Below are 18,570 nucleotides of genomic sequence, written 5' to 3'. Positions count from 1 at the left end.
CTCTTATTTATAATACGTAATTTTTAACGTACACTTACACCTTAACTTTACATTATCATACTATAAGCTTGTATATTCTAAAACCATCTAAATTATATTAAAAATGGGCAATTAAGATTTTTCTAATAAGAAGTATGAAATATGTAAAATATGTTAATATAATATTATTGTGCAATTAATAGGGGTGATATAATGCAATATACTCAGGGTAGTATGGGAAGAGTCTTTGTGATCAAATTTGAACACGGTGATAACTTAATAGAACAATTACAATTAATATTAAATAAAGAACAAATAACTACAGGAACACTTTTAATGATTGGAGCTTTAAAAAAGAGTAAAATGGTAGTTGGGCCGGAAGAATGCGTTGTTCCTCCTGTTGTTATTCCATATATCTTTGAAGATGGAAGAGAAATAGCTGCTATTGGTACAATCTTTCCTGATGAAAATGGAAACCCAGTTTTTCATATTCATTCTTCAGTAGGACGACAAAACGATAGTATAGTAGGGTGCTTAAGAGACGATACAGAAGTGTACTTAATTGTAGAGGCAGTAATTATTGAATTTCTAAATATCGATGCAAAAAAAGTTTTTGAGGAAAAATATGATTTAAATATGTTGAAAATAGATAATTAAATGAAAAGAAGGAAAACTAATGAAGATTTTAGTTGATGCTGATGCTTGTCCTGTAAAAAATTTAATAGAAGAAATAGCCGAAAATTATCAGTTATTGGTTGTATTAGTATGTAATTCACATCACATTATAAACAGCAATTACTCAAAAGTAATGATAGTTGATGACAAATCACAATCAGCAGATATAGCTATACTAAATAATACCAATAAAGGGGATATTGTTATAACTAATGATTATGGTCTTGCGGCTGTTGCTTTAGGTAAAGGTGCATTTACAATTAATTTTTCCGGAGTCCAATATGATTTAAAAACCATAGATTATTTATTAATGCAAAGATATGTTAAACAGAAGGCAAGACAGTCAGGTCAAAAAGTAAGTGGTCCTAAAAAAAGAAGCGATAAAAATAATATAAAATTTAAGTCTAAATTAATAAAGTTGATTGAGGAAAATGTTAATATTACTTGATAATTGTGGTAGTCAGGCGTAAAATAGTTAATTAATATTATAGTGCTTAGAATAAAGCAGTAAATCATTTGCAGTTGAAGGGAGATAGTAATATGTCAGAAAAATGTAATAGCTGTAGTATAAGTAATTCTTGCAAAACTGAAGCATCAGAATGTGGTGTTGATACCGAAAAAAGTTTGTTTGGTTCACTTAATAATATTAATAATGTTATTGTAGTTATGAGTGGAAAGGGTGGAGTTGGAAAATCCTCAGTTACCGGACTATTGGCATCGAGTTTAGCTAGAGAAGGGAAAAAAGTAGGGGTATTAGATGCTGATATTACGGGACCAAGTCAACCAAAGGCATTTGGTTTAAATACTCACAAATTAAAGGCATCTGAGTATGGCATTATTCCACCAGTTACAAAATCTGAAATAAAGATTATTTCAATAAACTTCTTTTTACCTCAAGAAGATGATCCTGTTATATGGAGAGGACCAATGTTAGCAGGTGCAGTAAATCAGTTTTGGAATGAGGTGGATTGGAGAGAATTAGATTATATGATAGTTGACCTACCACCTGGAACAGGGGATGTACCATTAACTGTAATGCAATCTTTACCAGTATCGGGTATTATTATAGTTTCATCACCTCAAGAACTAGTGTTAATGGTAGTTAAGAAAACTATAAAAATGGCCCAAAAAATGAACATTCCTATCTTAGGATTAGTTGAAAATATGCGTTATGCTATATGTACACATTGTGATGAAAAATTAGAAATATTTGGCAAGAGTCAAGGGGAAAAAATTCAAACAGAAACAGGTATTAATTTCTTAGGTGGCATACCATGGGATGTTAATCTAAATAAACTAGTTGATGAAGGAAAAATAGAAGACTATCAATCTTCAGATGTAAAAAGCATTGTTGATAATATTTTAAGTAAAATCTCTTAAAATCAAAAAGTTATTTAAAATTAAATAAAATAACAAATCAACCAAATGCAAAAAAAGTGAATAATTAGTGTATAATTAAAATAGTAAATAATATATAAAATTATTGCTTCTAATATAAGGTATATTCGGAGGTATGCATATGGTGAACCCGTTATTTATGGAAATAAGAAAACTAGTTGCAGATTTAGCATCTACTTTAATTTTAGGTAAACATAAAGATGCTGCTTCATTAGCAATGAGTTTATCGGAAAAAAGTAAAGCATTAGCACAAGAATTACAAGTAAATAATAGTAAGTAACAAAAAACTGTTTAATTTTTGAATAAAAGGACAGACAATGGGCTGTCCTTTTATTTTTGTTTAAAATAGCTATATTATGAAAATATCTTAAAAATATTTTCTTCTATGAATAAAAAAAACTTATATATACAATAATAAATTTGTGAGTTTAAATAAAAACTTTACAAAAAATTTACAACTTCTCTGTATATTCAGCATTATTTAATTGATTAATATTTTTTTCACAAAAATAATAAAAAACCATGTATTTTTCTTAAAAATATGGTAAAGTAATAATTACTAGACTAAATAAATTTTACCAACAAAAAGGAGGATCCTATAATGAATGTTAATGGAAAAGTGGCAATTGTAACAGGTGGAGCTTCAGGTCTTGGTGAAGCTGCAGTAGTAAGACTAGCTAATGCTGGTGCAAAAGTTGTTATCAGTGATTTAAACGAAGAAGCAGGTAATCAGTTAGCAGCAAAATATGGCGATAATGCAATTTTTGTAAAATGTGATGTAACTAACCCAGATGATGTAAGTGCTGTAACTCAAGCTGCAATGGACAAATTTGGTGCAGTTCACATCTTAGTGAACAATGCTGGTGTAGCAACTGGTGGACGTGTAATAGGAAAGAGTGGACCAGCAAAACTTGAAAACTTCCAATTTACTGTGAATGTAAACCTTATTGGTGCATTTGATATGCTAGCAAAAGCTGCATGGGAAATGGATAAAAATGAAGAAGAAAATGGCGAAAAAGGTGTTATCATTAATGTAGCATCTGTAGCAGCATTTGATGGACAAATTGGTCAAGCTGCATATTCAGCTTCAAAAGCAGCTGTTGTAGGAATGACACTTCCAATAGCAAGAGATCTTGGAAGAAATAAAATTAGATGTGTTACAGTAGCTCCTGGAATCTTTAATACACCAATGATGCAACAAATGCCAGAAAATGTTCGCGAATCATTAGGACAACAAGTTCCAATGCCATCAAGATTAGGAGATCCAGACAGTGAATTTGCAGCATTTGTTCAACATATCGTTGAAAATAGCTATCTAAACGGAGAAACTATCCGCCTAGATGGTGCTATCCGCATGGCTGCTAAGTAAATTAACTTAAGAATTAATACCGACCTATTCATTAGGTCGGTATTTTTTATTTCTGTACAAATATAATTAATTTTATTTGTTAAATAGTTAATATAAATAACTAGCATCCCAACATGAATAGAATATAATGTCTCTCCTTAAAAATTAGATATTATAAATATAGTATTGATTCTGCTGCAAAAAGTAACTACAACAAACTTAAGGCTGAGCAAACTTGTTTATCTAAGTCCCGAATAGCAAGGCGTGGTGCATAGATCACGGCTAAGTATAAATAAAAAATCATTTTAGATAATAAGTGCTAAGCTAAAATGAAGGTAAAGACCGATGAGTGGCGTGATAAACATGTTTGCTCAGCCGATTCCATACTCTAAGTTTAGCTTTTTGCAGTGGAATTAGTATTTCATTATATATTTAGCATATATTTAAATATCAGGTTTGATTAGTAGACAAGTTAGGATTTAGGAGTGACATTTATGACACAAGTAAAGCGAATATTTATTTATTCATTATTTTCTATTGCTATTATCTTAATTATTATTATTACTGTTCAAGCTGTTATTGCTGAACAAGAAGAATTAGAGGAGGAATTGACCATAACATTAGAAGAGGCTTTTATCTATAGAGGTGTAAATTATGGTATGTCTTCTAATAAGGTAGTTGAAAAGTTAGGAGAACCATTAGAAGTTATTTCTATTCTAGAAGGTAATTGGGGTCCAATTTTATGGGATGCAACAGTTTGGATATATAAAGATTATTTTATTATAATAGATAACATTAATGATACAGTCAAAACTATTCATACAGAAGAAATAGATCATGGATTAAAAAAAGGAGATAACTATCTAAAAATTATAGATTATTACGGTGAAGGAGAAATAATACCGTCACCTCATGGTGATAGAAGTTATTTTACAATACATTACAATTTAGATAAAGATCAAATGTTATGGTTTTTTATAGGTGAAAATAAAATTCAATTTATTCAAATAGGAGTCCCTTATGCAGATTGAAACAAAGTTTAATTATGAAATTAATTAAACTTTGTTTTGTGCTTTAAACCTGTTGTTATTTAAGTTTTTCTAAAAATAAACTATATTCGTATTGGTTACACTAACAAAAGTAGAAATAATTTAAAGGAGTGCTTCAAAATGGCTATAGATAAAAACATGACAGTAAAAGAAGTATTAGATATGAACCCTAAAACAGCAGATGTTTTTAAATCTTTTGGTATGCAATGTTTAGGGTGTCCTTCAGCTACAGGAGAATCAATTTCAGCAGCCGCCAAGGTGCATGGTGTAGCTGAACAAGAATTACTGGAAAAATTAAATAACGTTGAACATGGTGAAATGTCGTCAGAAACTGCCTCACTTAAAATGCCTAAAGGAGCAGTTCTACAACGCGACAAGAAATCCTTTGCTATAGTTCCTCACTTAGCTGGTGGGTTAGTGAGTGTTGAGCAATTAAGAAAAATAGCTGATGTAGCAGAAAAATATAATGCACAAGCGCTAAAATGCACATCTGCGCAAAGAATTGCCATAGTAGGCTTAGAAAAGGAAGTTGTAGATGAAGCATGGGGTGATTTAGAAACATTAGATTTAAATCCAGGTCATGCAGCAGGATTATGCTTAAGAAGTGTCAAGTTTTGTCCGGGTACTACATTTTGCAAACGTGGACAACAAGATGCAGTAGGCTTGGGCATGGAACTCGATAAGCGTTATCATGGAATAGATCTTCCTAGTAAAATGAAAATGTCTGTTAGTGGATGTGCTAATTCATGTTCTGAACCTGCAGTGCGTGATATTGGATTAATGGGCACTCCTAAAGGATATACACTAATGGTAGGTGGAAATGCAGGTATTCAGCCTAGATTAGGAGACAAAATTGCTAATTCACTTGAACCTGATCAAGCATTAGAGGTTATTGATAAAATAGTTGAGTATTATAAAAATGAAGCAAAAAGGAATGAACGTTTAGGAAAGATGATTGATCGAATTGGTTTAGAAACATTTAATGAAAAAGTTTCAGTTTATCACTAAGAGTATTATTGAAGGTTAATATAGTTAAACAACAAAGCATGATTAATCCATGCTTTGTTGTTTATCGTCTTCTTGAACATTTTCCATGTAAATACTTCGTGTTGGAAAGGCTATGGAAACTCCTTCTTCCTCTAGAATCTGCATAATTCTAAAGTTAACATCTTCTCTAACCTTCAAATATTCACCCCAATTGACTGTTTGAGTAAAGAAATATAGGAAGATATCTAAACTACTGTCATTAAAAGTTTCAAAAGTAACAAATATAGTTTCTTTATGAATATCTTCATGTTCTTTTAACATTTCTTCTATACGATCTACACATTTTTGTAGTTTTTCTATTGGTGTAGTATATGTAACTCCTAAGTGGAAAGTAATTTGCCTTTTACCCATTTTAGTCCAATTGGTAACAGGTTCATCAGCTAATGTAGAATTTGGGACAGTTACTAATGCTTGAGCAAAAGTTCTTACTCTTGTACTGCGGAAAGTAATATCTTCAACTGTACCTTCAACACTAGGTGATTTAATCCAATCACCTATAGAAAAAGGTTTTTCAACAACTATTACTATTCCTCCAAATATGTTAGAAATAGTATTTTGAGCTGCTAGTGCAAAAGCAAGACCTCCTAAACCAAGTCCGGCAATAAATCCATTTACATTATAACCCCACTCTTGTGCAATAATTACTACAACTAATGCGATAATGATAAAGCGGACAACTTTGGTAATAAGTGGTATGAGTATAGCATCAAGATTAAAACGATATTTAAAATCATTAGCTAATAATGATCCACCTTGAAATAATTCATATATTCCCCAAGCTAAAAGCACAACTATACTTGACCTAAATAATGCAGTTATAAATTCATCTTGTCCAACAGTTAATGGTAGATAAGATAATGCTAAATAAATACCTAAGAAAATAAAAAAGTATCTTAAAGGCATTTCATAAGCTTTTATAACTCGATAAACATAATCAGTTTCGTTATTAGAAGTTACTCTTAAAAGAAATTTGATAATATACCCTGTAAATGCTTTTCTAAGTATAAGGAAAAATAGAAATATTAAAATTGCTACTATTATTAGTTGTATCGTTTCATTAATAACGTATTTATTGATAATTGTATTAATAAAATACTCTAGATTTAGATTATTCAAAATTTCCATAATTTCACCTAATTCATTTTTCAAAAGTTATTTATGTTAGTCTACCAAAATTATGCATAGTATGCCAATCAAAACCTAAACAAAGATAGTGTCAATATACTGTAGGAAAATTTAAAAAAGAAATCTCCCTACTAAAAAGATAATTAAGCACCACGTATGGATTTAAGGAATTCTCTTGCCCAAGTACGTTTACCAGTATTTAAGATTGTAATATTATCTATTTGTCCATAAGTACTAGTATTTAGTTTATTTCTTATTATTTTTTTACTTATTTTAGCTTTGTTTCTTTCCTTTTGATTTTCTTTTTTCTTATTTTTCATTAATTCATAAATGTCGCCTTTGTTTGCATTAAAAGCTCTTAATCTTGCCATTTGATCTGCACCTACTCTACTCCAACCCTTTGGTCTAGAACTTAATCTTGAGGATAATATGTGACTTACATGGCTTTCAGCACTACAACCTATGTAGTCTGCATCATATTGCCTTTTTATTCCTTCCCAGTTATTTAGTATATATTTTTTAGATTGTTTAATACTTTTTTTCTTAGTCTCACTTTCAGTTTCTTTTATAATCGCGTCTAATAAATCCTCAACATATATTTTATTTTGTTCGTTTATATAATTCCATAGCATAGATTCTAAATGTGGCATATGTCCAGTTGCTGTTTTTATATATTTAGCAAGATGAAATTTATCTAAAACAAAAAGACTGCCTTTTATCCAATTCAAACCTTCTTTAATCCACTGTGCCCCATCACCTGACAAGTATATTTTTTCAACTTTATCTATGTCATAGGCTTTATCTAAGTATTCTGCAACTTCTAACCATAGTTCTTCACTATCATTGTATTCTCCTGAAAAATACCGACAGTTTATAAGTTTATATCTATCTTTATTAACTTTTTCTTTACCTTCATGAACATATACTAATCTCATTTCTCTATTACTTCCATCTTGCATTGGCACATGATCTTCATCAGCTTCTATGTAAAGTGTTTTTAGCTGCTTTTTTTCTTTTGTAATCTTAGCTGAAGTATTTTCAACACTTCCTAACTCTCTGATACTATTCATTACGCTTTGATCACTTATGATTACACTTTCAGCTACACTCTCACCACTTTTTTTATAGGATAAATCTAGTGTTCTTTCAATCAATTGTGATTTCATAGATAAATCCATTCGCTGGTGTGGGTCAATGCCTAAAGCTTCATCTGATAGATAACTGTAAGAGTTATCGTGTTTATTTTTATAGTAAGTTCTATTGTAGTTAACTACACCAAATATTGTTGTTAGTGATTTATTATCATTATTACGCTGTATATACCAATTTTCTTTACGCCATACTGATTCTTTAATCATTTCATCAGCTAATTCAAATGCTTGTTCTACAAGTAAGACACCTACTTCATCTAACATTTTCTTTGTTTGTAATATGAAGTCTGAAATACTCTTATGATTAGTAAATAGATTTTCTAAATTTTTAGTGTTATCTCGAATGATTTTTCCCAATATTTCATGTATAATTTTATCCATGAGAATAGCTCCTTTCTTGTGTGTTTTTGGTTTTTTTGATTAACTTAAATTCTATCACAAGGGAGTTATTCTCTTTTGTTTTTTTCCTACAGTAATTTTACGCTAACCTAAACAAAATAAATTAATAAAATGGTCTTTATTAACTTAAATGCAGGTCATTTTTTAATATAAATAGCGAATTCTGTTAACAGCATGTGTCGGAATTATTTATTTATTACACTATTATGGTTAAAATAATAAGAACTAATATTGATTCCACTGCAAAAAGCTAAACTTAGAGTATGGAATCGGCTGAGCAAACATGTTTATCACGCCGCTCATCGGTCTTTATCCTCATTTTTGCTTAGCACTTATTATCTAAAGTAAAATTCACTTATACTTAGCCGTGATCTGTGCACCACGCCTTGCTACTTAAGGACTTAGATAAACATGTTTGCTCAGCCTTAAGTTCTATGTGGTTACTTTTTGTAGCAGAATCAATATTGATTTATAAAATTTTGCAGGAAAAATTTAATTAATTGAAGAAAAGATTTATATAATTATTGGGAGGTTAGGATATGGCTATTAAGGTAGTAACAGATAGTACATCATATATTGAAAATTCACTTATTAAAGAATTAGATATAACTATAGTGCCGTTAAGTGTTAATTTTCCCGACGAATCTTTTAAGGAAAATGAAGTTGATCATGAATACTTTTATAGAAAAATAAAGACCACAGGAATTATACCTACTTCTTCGCAACCGTCTCAAGGTAGTATAATTAGTATTTTCGAAAATATAGTATCTAATGGAAATGAAATAGTTGCTATCTTTTTATCATCTGATATGAGTGGTACTTATGAAACCGCTATAAGTGCACGTGATATAGTATTAGAAGATTATCCCCATGCTAAAATTGAGGTATTAGATGGTAGAACCAACAGTATGGCATTAGGCTTACCTGTTATAGAAGCAGCACGTGCTGCTTTATCAGGTCAAAAATTTGATGAAATCGTTGATTTGGCTAAATACATGATTAAGCGAGTTCACTTTTATTTTGCACCAGAAACATTAGAATTTTTGAAAAAAGGTGGGCGTATTGGTGGAGCTTCAGCGTTATTAGGATCAATTCTAAATATAAAGCCGGTATTATTTGTGGAAAATGGGAAAACAGCAGTACTAAAAAAAGCAAGAGGATCTAAGGCTGCTATTGAAGCAATGCTTGAGCGACTAGATAATGATTATAAAACTAATGGTTTAAAACATATTCTTGTCCATCATATTAATTGTCATGAAAAAGCTAAAGAAATTGCAGATAAAATATGTGATAAATATGATTTTACTGTACCTGTAGTTCCTATTGGTCCTGTTATAGGGCTCCATGTAGGACCAGGTGCTATTGGTATAGTATACTGTACCGAAAAATAAAATATTGATAGATAAATTATAAGTAATTAATTCAATATTATACAAAATAAAGTAGTTATAAAAATTAATAAATAATTATTTAGGTACCTAATTCTACGGAAAAAGGTACTTTTTTTATTTATATTTTTCAACCTAAATTAGCTATAAATACTTTATATTACCTGCAGGTTTATATCCCTAACTTGTTGTATAGTTTTAAATGTTACTTTATTGAAAAGAAAGGATGATAAAATGACAAAAAAGAGACACATTCACACCAGACTTATAGCATTAATAATTCTTCCATTATTCATGCTAGGTGTCTTATTAGCAAATCCGATTGGTGCTGACGCTGCGAGTAATAAGCAAATTACAATGGACAAAGAGGTTATTGCCTCTGGTACAAAATATGCTACAAATCTCTATATAATAGATAGTGGCAAACCAGGTCCAGTTGTTTTAATTGTAGGAGGGGTACATGGAAATGAAATAGCTGGTGTTGAAGCAGCTTATAAATCTAAAGAAATAGAAATTAATAAAGGAAAATTACTTGTCCTACCAGAAGCAAACAAAAGGTCAGTTGAAATTGAAAGGCGTTTTGTTCCGGGAGAAGAAGATTTAAACAGAGAATTTCCAAGGACAAGTAATGGAAACCCAAGTGGTACTTTAGCAACAGCTATATGGGATGAAGTTATAGAAGAATATGAAATAGATTGGTTAATGGATTTACATGAAGGTTTTGACTATCATAAAAATCCAGATACGAATTCTGTAGGACAAACTATAATATATTATCCAGCAAGAGGTGCAAGAACCTACGTTCTTAATATAGCAGATGAGCTAAATAAAGATATATCTAGAGAAAGAGAACAATTCACAGTTATACGTAACCCTGTAAGAGGTAGTTTAGCGCGTAGTGCTGCAGAACTTCATGAAATAAATGCATTTATATTTGAATCAACTATGAGGGATAATTTATCTACGAGAGTAAATTATCAAATGACTTCAGTAAACTCATTATTAGAACAGTTAGATATGATATAATTTTAATTAAAAAAATAACCGATGCATTTTACAATCGGTTATTTTTTTATCTAATTTTATTCATACTACCAGTTAATGTACCCTTGACAAGATATATATGCTGAGCCAATTCAGTAGCAGCTAATATAGCACCAGTAATAATTGCTCCCATAATTGTGATAATAGCACCAACAAAAAATATTCCACTAATATAAATAATTAATGAAGCTGCAACAAAATCAATAAGGGCAGTATAAATAACTGTCGCTTCATTGAGTAATAACAACTCCATTACATGACCTAAAAATGCTAAAATTAATCCAACAACTAATGGTTGCCAAATTTGTAGATATACTACTTGTGGAATAAGCAGATGAGCTAAATAAACCACTAAAGGACACACTATTATTTTTATATACAAACCATGCATCTAGTTGACTCCTTTCTAATCATATATTTATTTTTACCTGTAAAACGCTAATTTATTTACATGTAATAAATATTTTTATTTAAGGGAAAAATATTATTTATTCAAATATGATTCTGCTGCAAAAAGTAACTACAAAAAACATAAGGCTGAGCAAACATGTTTATCTAAGTCCCGAATGGCAAGGCGTGGTGCATAGATCACGGCAAAGAAATAAATAAAAATTCATCTTAGAAAATAAGTGCTATTCCATAATAGAGATAAAGACCGATGAGTGGCGTGATAAACATGTTTGCTCAGCCGATTCCATAATCTAAGTTTAGCTTTTCGCAGTTAAACCAAATATTAAAAAAATATAGGTGATGATTTAGTGAATATAATAGATGTACATTGTCATTTAGGAGACATATTATACAATGATGGAGGGAAATTAATTTATGAAACAGGAGTTAAATTACCAGTAGAGTTTGATCCACAAAATATAAATGAAAAAAATCACATGCAGGAAATAGGAATGAATTCTATACCTTATACTGTTTTTGGTTATTGGTCTACAAAAGCTCAAAGGGCTAGAAATTTTACAGCTACTTTGGAAAACTATAGACTTTCATTAAAAAATACAGATATCATATATACAGTTTGTATGCCTATTGAGCCCAATGTTACTATTGAGGATTTATACAATGCATCTAAGTTTGACGATAGGATATTATTTTTTACTAGTGTTGATTTTGATAATATTAATGATTTAAAGAAAAAATTTCAACACGATATAAATATAGGAGCTTTAGGATTAAAACTGCATCCAATAATACAAAAAATAGCTCTAAATAATGAACGTGTTTTTGATGTTATTGAATTGTTTTCATATTGGAAAAAACCAATATTAGTACATGCTGGTATTGCTTATTATTATCTAAAAAATGAACAACATAAAAACATACCAGATTATGGGAAGATTAATTACTTAAATGTTTTAGTCAGAACCTTTCCTCATATAAATTTTATTATTGGACATGCAGGACTATCTCAAATTGATGAAGTATGTAAACAATTAAAAGACTGTAAGAATATTTGGCTTGATACAAGTTTTCAACCTCCTGCTAATATAAATAAACTCATTAAAATATTTGGAGCAGAAAAAATTATGTTTGCTTCAGATTGGCCTTTTACTAATAGAATACCTTCCATTAAAACAGTAAAATATGCATGTGAAGGAGATAAAATATTAGAAGAGATGATCTTTTATAAAAATGCAACAAATTTATTAGATATTAAGACAAAAGTTAATTGTAAATAACACTAAAAATTTTATTTTTACTACTTGATATTTTGAATTAATATACTTATAATAAAGTTAGGTGGCGGAGAAATAATAGTTTTTCAAAGGTCAATTAAAAAGTATCCAAGATTCATAGTTTTTAGAAGATTAAAGTTACTTGAACCCCTAAGAAAGTTATTAGATTCTTAACCACGGTTATTAAATAATAAAAAACTCTTCGAATTTTTAAAAAATAAGTTTATCGGTTATTATACAAGGCGGTATCCTAAAAAGAGAGGTTATTTAGTTTTTTGATTATCACAGTAGGTTTATTCTCCGCCACCCTAATCTAAAATAAAAAAGACCTTTATCAAAATGATAAAGGTCTTTTTGTGTTAATATAAAAAAAGGTAAATACTTCTTTTTTTTATTATTTATACATAAATATATTTAAATAAATAATAACTAAAGGAGTACATATGATGACAGATTTAACTTATCTATCTGAGTCTTCAAAAGTAGTTACAGCAAAACTTATTGAATGTAGCAAACAAAAAGAAACCTTAGTTTATATAAATAAGTTTATTACAATATTTTTGATATCTTTAAGTATTTTGTTTTTTGTTATTAACGGTATTGATATAAGAAATTGGTTTGAAGGTACCATTAATTATCTATTATTAAATATTTGTATTATAACAGTAATGATATATGTTTATTTAAATAAAAAAATAGCTAAAGTTAATACGGAATTTAATAATTATAAGCATATAATACAAAAAAGATTAGAATCTAAATTATGTTTATGTGGAGTAAGTTGTAATCATTATGAAGACTATTTAAAAACAATGAAAGATAAATATAACATTAATCTATATTACTAACCATTTAGTCCGAAGAATCCCCCCCCTGTATATAAATAATCCCTAAATAAAGGTTGATTTTACTGCAAAAACTAAAACCATTCACACCAGTCCTATGAATATTTTTGAAAAAAACATAATCATCCTACCACGAAAATTAATACTTACCTGTATAAATATACTTATCTATCTTAATTATTCCATTTACAATTAAACAGATATTATTAAGTAATAAATGAGCTTGAATAGACGACAATGCCCAAAAACACTATTGATTTTTGTATTAACTTACTAACTTTTTCTAGTTTTATTTCAATAACATAATATTTACAGCAAAAACAATGCTTACGATTGACCCAAGAAATAAACGACAAATGTCGCAATTTCGGTTATCTTTTTTAAAGGAAATTTGGGTAAAATGTTGAAAAGATAAAAAGTGTGTAACAATACAGGAAGAATTAACTAAAAATATCTCAATTCAATACAAAAGGTTTACCAATAACAAGTTTTAATTATTAAAGATTTTAAACAAGGAGGGAGGGTTAGTAAATGAGTCAGCAAGAATTACAAGTAGTAGTTTTTACTCTATTTATAGAGGAAGACCAAATTGAGTTCGGTGTGCCAATTGAGTCAGTACAAGAAATTAACCGGTTATTAGCAATAACAAAAATCCCCGAAGCCCCCGAATTTGTTGAAGGAATAGTTAACTTAAGAGGAAATATTATACCAATAATTGACCTAAAGAAGCGTTTCTTTATTACAGAGAGTGCACAAACTGAACAATCAAGAATCATTGTTTGTGATTTAGAAGGTACTTACATAGGAATAATAGTTGATGCGGTTTCCGAGGTTTTGAAATTGCCTGCTGATAGTATTGAAAACACTAATGATGTAATAAGTAGTATTAGCAGTGATTACATAGCTGGCATATCAAAAATTGGGGATAGGTTAATTGTTCTTTTAGAATTAGAAAACGTATTTTCTAAACTAGAAAAAAGCGAATTAATTGAAGTTAGTTAGAATTTAAAATATTTTTAAACTTATTTTAGAACAATTTTGGAGGTAAATGGACAATGAAAAGTATCGGAAAAAAAATTATGGTCTATATCACAGCAACTCTTTTAGTTGTTGCAGGTGGTTTAGGCTTAATTGCTTATAATAGTGCATCTAATGCCTTAGAAGATAACCAAAGGCAAAATTTGCCCGAGTTGGCTGACCAAGTAGCAGCAGTAGTAGCAAGAGCACATGAAGCTCAAACTAATATTGTAGAGGGGGTAGCAAATCGTAATGCTGTTAGAAGTATGGACTGGGAAGAACAATATCCAGCACTTAACGAGGAAGCAGAGCGAAATGATTATGATTTTATGGGTGTAGCTACTACTGATGGTCATATAAGAATGACTAATGGGCAGGTAGATCAAATAGAAGACCGTAGCTATTTCCAAGAAGCTATGCAGGGTAATTCAGTTCTAGAACCTGTAGTAAGTAGAGTAGATAATACGATAGTATTAGTTATTGCCGCCCCTATTTATGATGAAAATGAAAGTATTGCTGGAGTATTAATGGCAGCAATGGATGGAATGGCTTTAAGTGCAATAACTAATGAAGTTGATTTTGGTGAAGGTGGATATGCTTACGTAATTGATGAAAATGGTACTATTATTGCTCATCCAGATGAAGAATTTATATTTGACCAAAGAAACTTTATAGAAGAAGCAAGACAGGATAGTGCATTAGCACCAATAGCTGAAGTACAGAATAGAATGATACAAGGTGAAAGAGATTTTGGTAGTTATGTTAACTTAGATGATAGAGAAGTTTACATGGGCTTTTCACCAGTTGAAGGTACTGAATGGAGTGTTGGTGTAGCTGCTCTACGCAGTGATGTAATGTCAGGCTTAGGTGCTTTACAAACCGGTATAGGATTAGCAGCCTTGGTTTTCGTAGCTTTAGGCTTAGCAGTTGCGTATTTTATAGGTCGTCAGATAACAGTTCCAATTAGTGCAACTGTAGAACGAGCAAAAGCAATGGCTAACTTAGATTTAAGTATAGATGTACCTGAGCAAGACCTAAACAGAAAAGATGAAATAGGTGAATTAGCTCAAGCATTCCAAACTTTGATTGAAGCATTACGAGATACAATTAATAGTATTTCACAAGCTTCTGATCAAGTAGCAGCAAGCTCAGAGGAGATGACTGCAACTAGTGACCAAACATCTACTACAGCAGATGAAGTAGCTAGAAGTATAGAAGAAATGGCCAAAGGTGCTGGTGATCAAGCTAGAGGAACCGAGCAAGGAGCGGCTAAGATTGATGAACTAGGTAATATAATTAACGAAGAACAAGAATATGTTCAAGTAGTAAATCAAACAGTTGATGAAGTAAACAAACTAAAGGACGAAGGGTTTGAAACCCTAGAAACTCTAGTAACTAAAGCAAACCAAAATAATGAAGCAGCAGATGAAATATATGGTGTAATACAAGAAACTAATACTAGTGCAGAAGGAATTAAAACAGCTAGTGAAGTTATAAAGAGTATTGCCGAACAGACAAACCTACTTGCACTTAATGCAGCTATTGAGGCAGCACGAGCAGGTGAACATGGTAAAGGCTTTGCTGTAGTTGCTGAGGAAGTAAGAAAACTAGCTGAACAATCAAATAATTCAATACAAGAAATAGAAACAATAATAAATGATCTTTCAACTAAAACTAACCAAGCAGTAAAAACAGTAGAAGGAGTTAAGACCATAGTTGATGAACAAACTGCTAGTGTAACCGATACCAAAGGCAAATTTGAAGGTATTGCTGGGGCTATAGAAAACACTCAAGAAGCTATAGAAAGACTAAATGCATCAGGTGTAGAAATGGAGAACAAGAAAAACGAGATAATCGAAGTAGTCCAAAGTCTATCAGCTATAGCAGAAGAAAATGCAGCAGGTACAGAAGAAGCCGCTGCATCTATAGAAGAACAAACAGCCTCAATCCAGGAGATTGCAGGTGCCGCACAAGGACTTGCTAAATTAGCAGAGGAGATGCAAGAACAAATTAAACAGTTTAAGTATTAATAAATAAGCTTTTAATAATTATTCCCCCACATCCCCTATTTAAATTTTACTAAATAGGGGGTGTTTTTATTTTTATCTTTATAAAATTATTATATATTTTTATAGGACCAAGAAATAACATTAACTGTGAAAAAATACCTATATAAAAAGGAATATTAAAATTTTTGTAGAAATTATTTCTAAAAGAATAGAAGATTTGAAAATTTGATATATCAATAATTTGTTAAAAACAAATATACCAAGGTAGCATAGGGGGTGGAGGGTCTATGAGTCAAAAAGAATTACAAGTTGTTGTTTTCTCGTTATTTGTCGATAAAGATCAAATTGAATATGGAGTATCTATAGAAAAAGTTCAAGAAATTAATAGATTATTAGAGATAACTAAAATGCCGCAGATGCCTGATTTTGTTGAAGGTATAATTAATTTACGTGGAAATGTAATTCCAATTATTGATCTTAAAAAACGTTTTTTTAATATAAAAAGCAAACTAACTGATCAGTCCCGTATTATTGTTTGTAACTTAAATGAGAACTTTATAGGAGTTATTGTTGATGAAGTTTCAGAAGTTTTAAGATTGTCGGCAGAAAACATAGAAGAAACTACTGATGTTATAGGTGGTGTCAGTAGTGATTATATAAATGGTATAGCTAAAGTAGATAAAAGATTAATTGTTCTACTAGAACTAGAAAATGTTTTTAACAAAATAGAAAATGAAGAGTTAGCAAAAATAAATTAGATGATTTTTGCAATTAAAAGATTCAACACAAAAGTGAAAAGAAATTAATAAATATATTAAGCAATCTGGTAATATGTCAAGACACAAATTTTAAAGAAAACTAATCGTTTATTTAAAAAAGGGCAACACAAATTAAACCTATCGTTTTGCAACAAAAAAAATAGGTTAGGAAGGAAGATTTTAATTAAACTTCTCCAACTTTATTGCTGGAGTAAATTTGATTTTTAGTCAGCAAGCCAAAAATCAGACGTACTAATTTACGCGATGTAAGTGCGAGTGCTCTTTTGTGTTGGTGAGTAGTTACTTCACTATATTTTTTAAGGTAAAAATCTTTGTATTCAGGCACATGGTTCTTAACGCTATTTGCAGCCTCGATTAAGTAATACCTTAGATATTTATTACCAGTTTTAGTCATACGAGTATCATCAGCAGAATAGTTTCCAGATTGGTTTACTCTCCAGGTAAGACCAGCATATTTAGCAAAAGCATCGTGAGAGTCAAAGGAAGAAATAGTACCTATTTCGGCAAGAATACCGCTAGCAAGCACTGGTCCGATGCCTGGAACTGAAATAAGAGATTGATACTCTGTAGTATTAAGACCTTTAATAGTTTTTGTAATAGCTTTATCAATAGTTTTTATTTCATCTTCGAAGGCCTTAATTATATTAAAGGAAGAAGCAATTGAGGTGTTTAAAGGCTCATATAACATTTTATCTAAACGATAAGAATCTCTAGCTGCTTTTTGCAGTAGCTTAGCGGTCTCATAAGGATTAGCAAAACGATTCTTACCCTTAGCAGACACAAAAGCTACAAGATCATCAATAGAAGAATAAGTAATATCGTCTAGAGATAAAAATTCAGTTAAAACAGCAGCAGAAGTAGTGCCATAGGTATTAGAAAAAGGCTTGTTATCTTTATCCAAAACAGCCAACTCACTAAACTTTAAATAAATATTAGAAACCATATACGCTTTTTCTCTGGTAATACATTCAACCAAATGAAGTCTATGCCTAGAAAGTCTTTGCAAAGCAAGAAACTGAGCGCCGCGCCAAGGTTTGCAAGTAATTCGACCAACTCTAGCGAAGTCGGCAATTACAAAAGCATCTAACGGATCGGTCTTATTCATATCAACAAAAGATTTTCTGTAATTAGCAACAGACTTAGGGTTAAGACAGTAGACTAGAGGCTTAAAAAACAATAAGTCTTGGTTAGAGGAAAGAAAATTAGCAATATGAGTACTATAAAATGAGGTTGATTCTAAAGCTATAACCACATATTTTAAGCCATTGGAATTTAAACAAGTAACAATACTATCTAAAATAGCTTCAGCACCTGGTTGATTATTTTGAGTCTTTAAACTTAGGAGTTTATTACCTTGAAAATCAAGAGCACACAAAACATTGGTTTTTGAACTAACATCAATACCAACGAATAAAGTTGATAGAACATTGTTCTTCATCAAATCACCACCTTTCATAGGAAGATAATGGTGGAACAATTATTAAAGGAGATATCCCAATCTTAGAAGCTGACTGCAACCTCGCATTATTAGCATTCACCTTTGAAAAATACCTTGCTGCTGGCTAGTCAAAGGGATGCAGCATCTGAGTAAGCAGAATATGGCAACTAAGTCAGGAAGCACGCTTTATTGGC

At 30.5% G+C, this 18,570-nt stretch carries 18 protein-coding genes; 14 read left to right on the top strand and 4 right to left on the bottom strand.

Annotated features, from left to right (window positions below):
• Positions 1–192: 192 nt before the first annotated feature.
• The 7 genes from SYNTR_RS04855 (at position 193) to SYNTR_RS04825 (ending at position 5,457) form a co-directional block, all read left to right on the top strand.
• Positions 193–636, top strand: a complete 444-nt coding sequence (locus tag SYNTR_RS04855; RefSeq protein ID WP_156203470.1) for a PPC domain-containing DNA-binding protein — start codon at positions 193–195, stop codon at positions 634–636.
• Positions 637–655: 19 nt separating this feature from the next.
• The gene (locus SYNTR_RS04850) at positions 656–1,102 is read left to right on the top strand and encodes a YaiI/YqxD family protein (protein ID WP_156203469.1); all 447 of its coding nucleotides are present in this window, start codon (positions 656–658) and stop codon (positions 1,100–1,102) included.
• 92 nt (positions 1,103–1,194) lie between these two features.
• Positions 1,195–2,034 carry an Mrp/NBP35 family ATP-binding protein gene (locus SYNTR_RS04845; protein ID WP_156203468.1) on the top strand — a complete coding sequence of 280 codons (840 nt, stop codon included), beginning with the start codon at positions 1,195–1,197 and terminating at the stop codon, positions 2,032–2,034.
• Positions 2,035–2,173: 139 nt separating this feature from the next.
• On the top strand, positions 2,174–2,332 hold the full coding sequence (locus SYNTR_RS04840) for a hypothetical protein (RefSeq protein ID WP_156203467.1): 159 nt from the start codon (positions 2,174–2,176) through the stop codon (positions 2,330–2,332).
• Between the two features lie 321 nt (positions 2,333–2,653).
• On the top strand, positions 2,654–3,421 hold the full coding sequence (locus tag SYNTR_RS04835; RefSeq protein ID WP_156203466.1) for a 3-hydroxyacyl-CoA dehydrogenase: 768 nt from the start codon (positions 2,654–2,656) through the stop codon (positions 3,419–3,421).
• 473 nt (positions 3,422–3,894) lie between these two features.
• On the top strand, positions 3,895–4,431 hold the full coding sequence (locus tag SYNTR_RS04830; protein ID WP_156203465.1) for a hypothetical protein: 537 nt from the start codon (positions 3,895–3,897) through the stop codon (positions 4,429–4,431).
• Between the two features lie 138 nt (positions 4,432–4,569).
• Complete coding sequence (locus SYNTR_RS04825) at positions 4,570–5,457, top strand: DUF1858 domain-containing protein (RefSeq protein ID WP_156203464.1); 888 nt, start codon at positions 4,570–4,572, stop codon at positions 5,455–5,457.
• A 42-nt stretch (positions 5,458–5,499) separates the two neighbouring features.
• Here the strand turns inward: SYNTR_RS04825 and SYNTR_RS04820 are convergent, their stop codons facing one another.
• Complete coding sequence (locus SYNTR_RS04820; protein WP_243140237.1) at positions 5,500–6,645, bottom strand: mechanosensitive ion channel family protein; 1,146 nt, start codon at positions 6,643–6,645, stop codon at positions 5,500–5,502.
• A 119-nt stretch (positions 6,646–6,764) separates the two neighbouring features.
• On the bottom strand, positions 6,765–8,153 hold the full coding sequence (locus tag SYNTR_RS04815) for an ISLre2 family transposase (protein ID WP_156203462.1): 1,389 nt from the start codon (positions 8,151–8,153) through the stop codon (positions 6,765–6,767).
• A gap of 557 nt (positions 8,154–8,710) precedes the next feature.
• On the opposite strand from SYNTR_RS04815, the gene SYNTR_RS04810 reads away from it, so the two are divergent.
• Both SYNTR_RS04810 and SYNTR_RS04805 read left to right on the top strand, forming a co-directional pair.
• Positions 8,711–9,562: a DegV family protein gene (locus SYNTR_RS04810; RefSeq protein ID WP_156203461.1), complete on the top strand. Its 852-nt coding sequence runs from the start codon at positions 8,711–8,713 to the stop codon at positions 9,560–9,562.
• A gap of 231 nt (positions 9,563–9,793) precedes the next feature.
• The gene (locus SYNTR_RS04805) at positions 9,794–10,585 is read left to right on the top strand and encodes a succinylglutamate desuccinylase/aspartoacylase family protein (RefSeq protein WP_156203460.1); all 792 of its coding nucleotides are present in this window, start codon (positions 9,794–9,796) and stop codon (positions 10,583–10,585) included.
• A 46-nt stretch (positions 10,586–10,631) separates the two neighbouring features.
• Here the strand turns inward: SYNTR_RS04805 and SYNTR_RS04800 are convergent, their stop codons facing one another.
• Positions 10,632–10,994: a DUF2512 family protein gene (locus SYNTR_RS04800; RefSeq protein ID WP_156203459.1), complete on the bottom strand. Its 363-nt coding sequence runs from the start codon at positions 10,992–10,994 to the stop codon at positions 10,632–10,634.
• A 367-nt stretch (positions 10,995–11,361) separates the two neighbouring features.
• On the opposite strand from SYNTR_RS04800, the gene SYNTR_RS04795 reads away from it, so the two are divergent.
• The 5 genes from SYNTR_RS04795 to SYNTR_RS04775 all read left to right on the top strand — a co-directional run bounded on the left by SYNTR_RS04795 (position 11,362) and on the right by SYNTR_RS04775 (position 16,917).
• The gene (locus tag SYNTR_RS04795; protein WP_156203458.1) at positions 11,362–12,291 is read left to right on the top strand and encodes an amidohydrolase family protein; all 930 of its coding nucleotides are present in this window, start codon (positions 11,362–11,364) and stop codon (positions 12,289–12,291) included.
• A 440-nt stretch (positions 12,292–12,731) separates the two neighbouring features.
• Positions 12,732–13,136 (top strand): DUF2663 family protein, encoded by a 405-nt coding sequence (locus SYNTR_RS04790; protein WP_156203457.1) that lies wholly within the window; start codon positions 12,732–12,734, stop codon positions 13,134–13,136.
• A gap of 528 nt (positions 13,137–13,664) precedes the next feature.
• Positions 13,665–14,135, top strand: coding sequence for a chemotaxis protein CheW (locus tag SYNTR_RS04785; RefSeq protein WP_156203456.1), 471 nt, complete (start codon positions 13,665–13,667; stop codon positions 14,133–14,135).
• A 53-nt stretch (positions 14,136–14,188) separates the two neighbouring features.
• Complete coding sequence (locus tag SYNTR_RS04780; RefSeq protein WP_156203455.1) at positions 14,189–16,180, top strand: methyl-accepting chemotaxis protein; 1,992 nt, start codon at positions 14,189–14,191, stop codon at positions 16,178–16,180.
• A gap of 266 nt (positions 16,181–16,446) precedes the next feature.
• A complete protein-coding gene (locus SYNTR_RS04775; RefSeq protein WP_156203454.1) occupies positions 16,447–16,917 on the top strand; it encodes a chemotaxis protein CheW in 471 nt (156 codons plus the stop codon).
• 184 nt (positions 16,918–17,101) lie between these two features.
• On the opposite strand, the gene SYNTR_RS04770 is transcribed toward SYNTR_RS04775, so the two are convergent.
• Complete coding sequence (locus tag SYNTR_RS04770) at positions 17,102–18,376, bottom strand: IS110 family RNA-guided transposase (protein ID WP_338140459.1); 1,275 nt, start codon at positions 18,374–18,376, stop codon at positions 17,102–17,104.
• Positions 18,377–18,570: the final 194 nt, after the last annotated feature.

Source organism: Candidatus Syntrophocurvum alkaliphilum (genome assembly GCF_009734445.1).
Lineage (GTDB): Bacteria > Bacillota > Syntrophomonadia > Syntrophomonadales > Syntrophomonadaceae > Syntrophocurvum > Syntrophocurvum alkaliphilum.
Note: the sequence above shows the minus strand (reverse complement) of the source record. Positions and strands in the feature narration are given on the sequence as shown.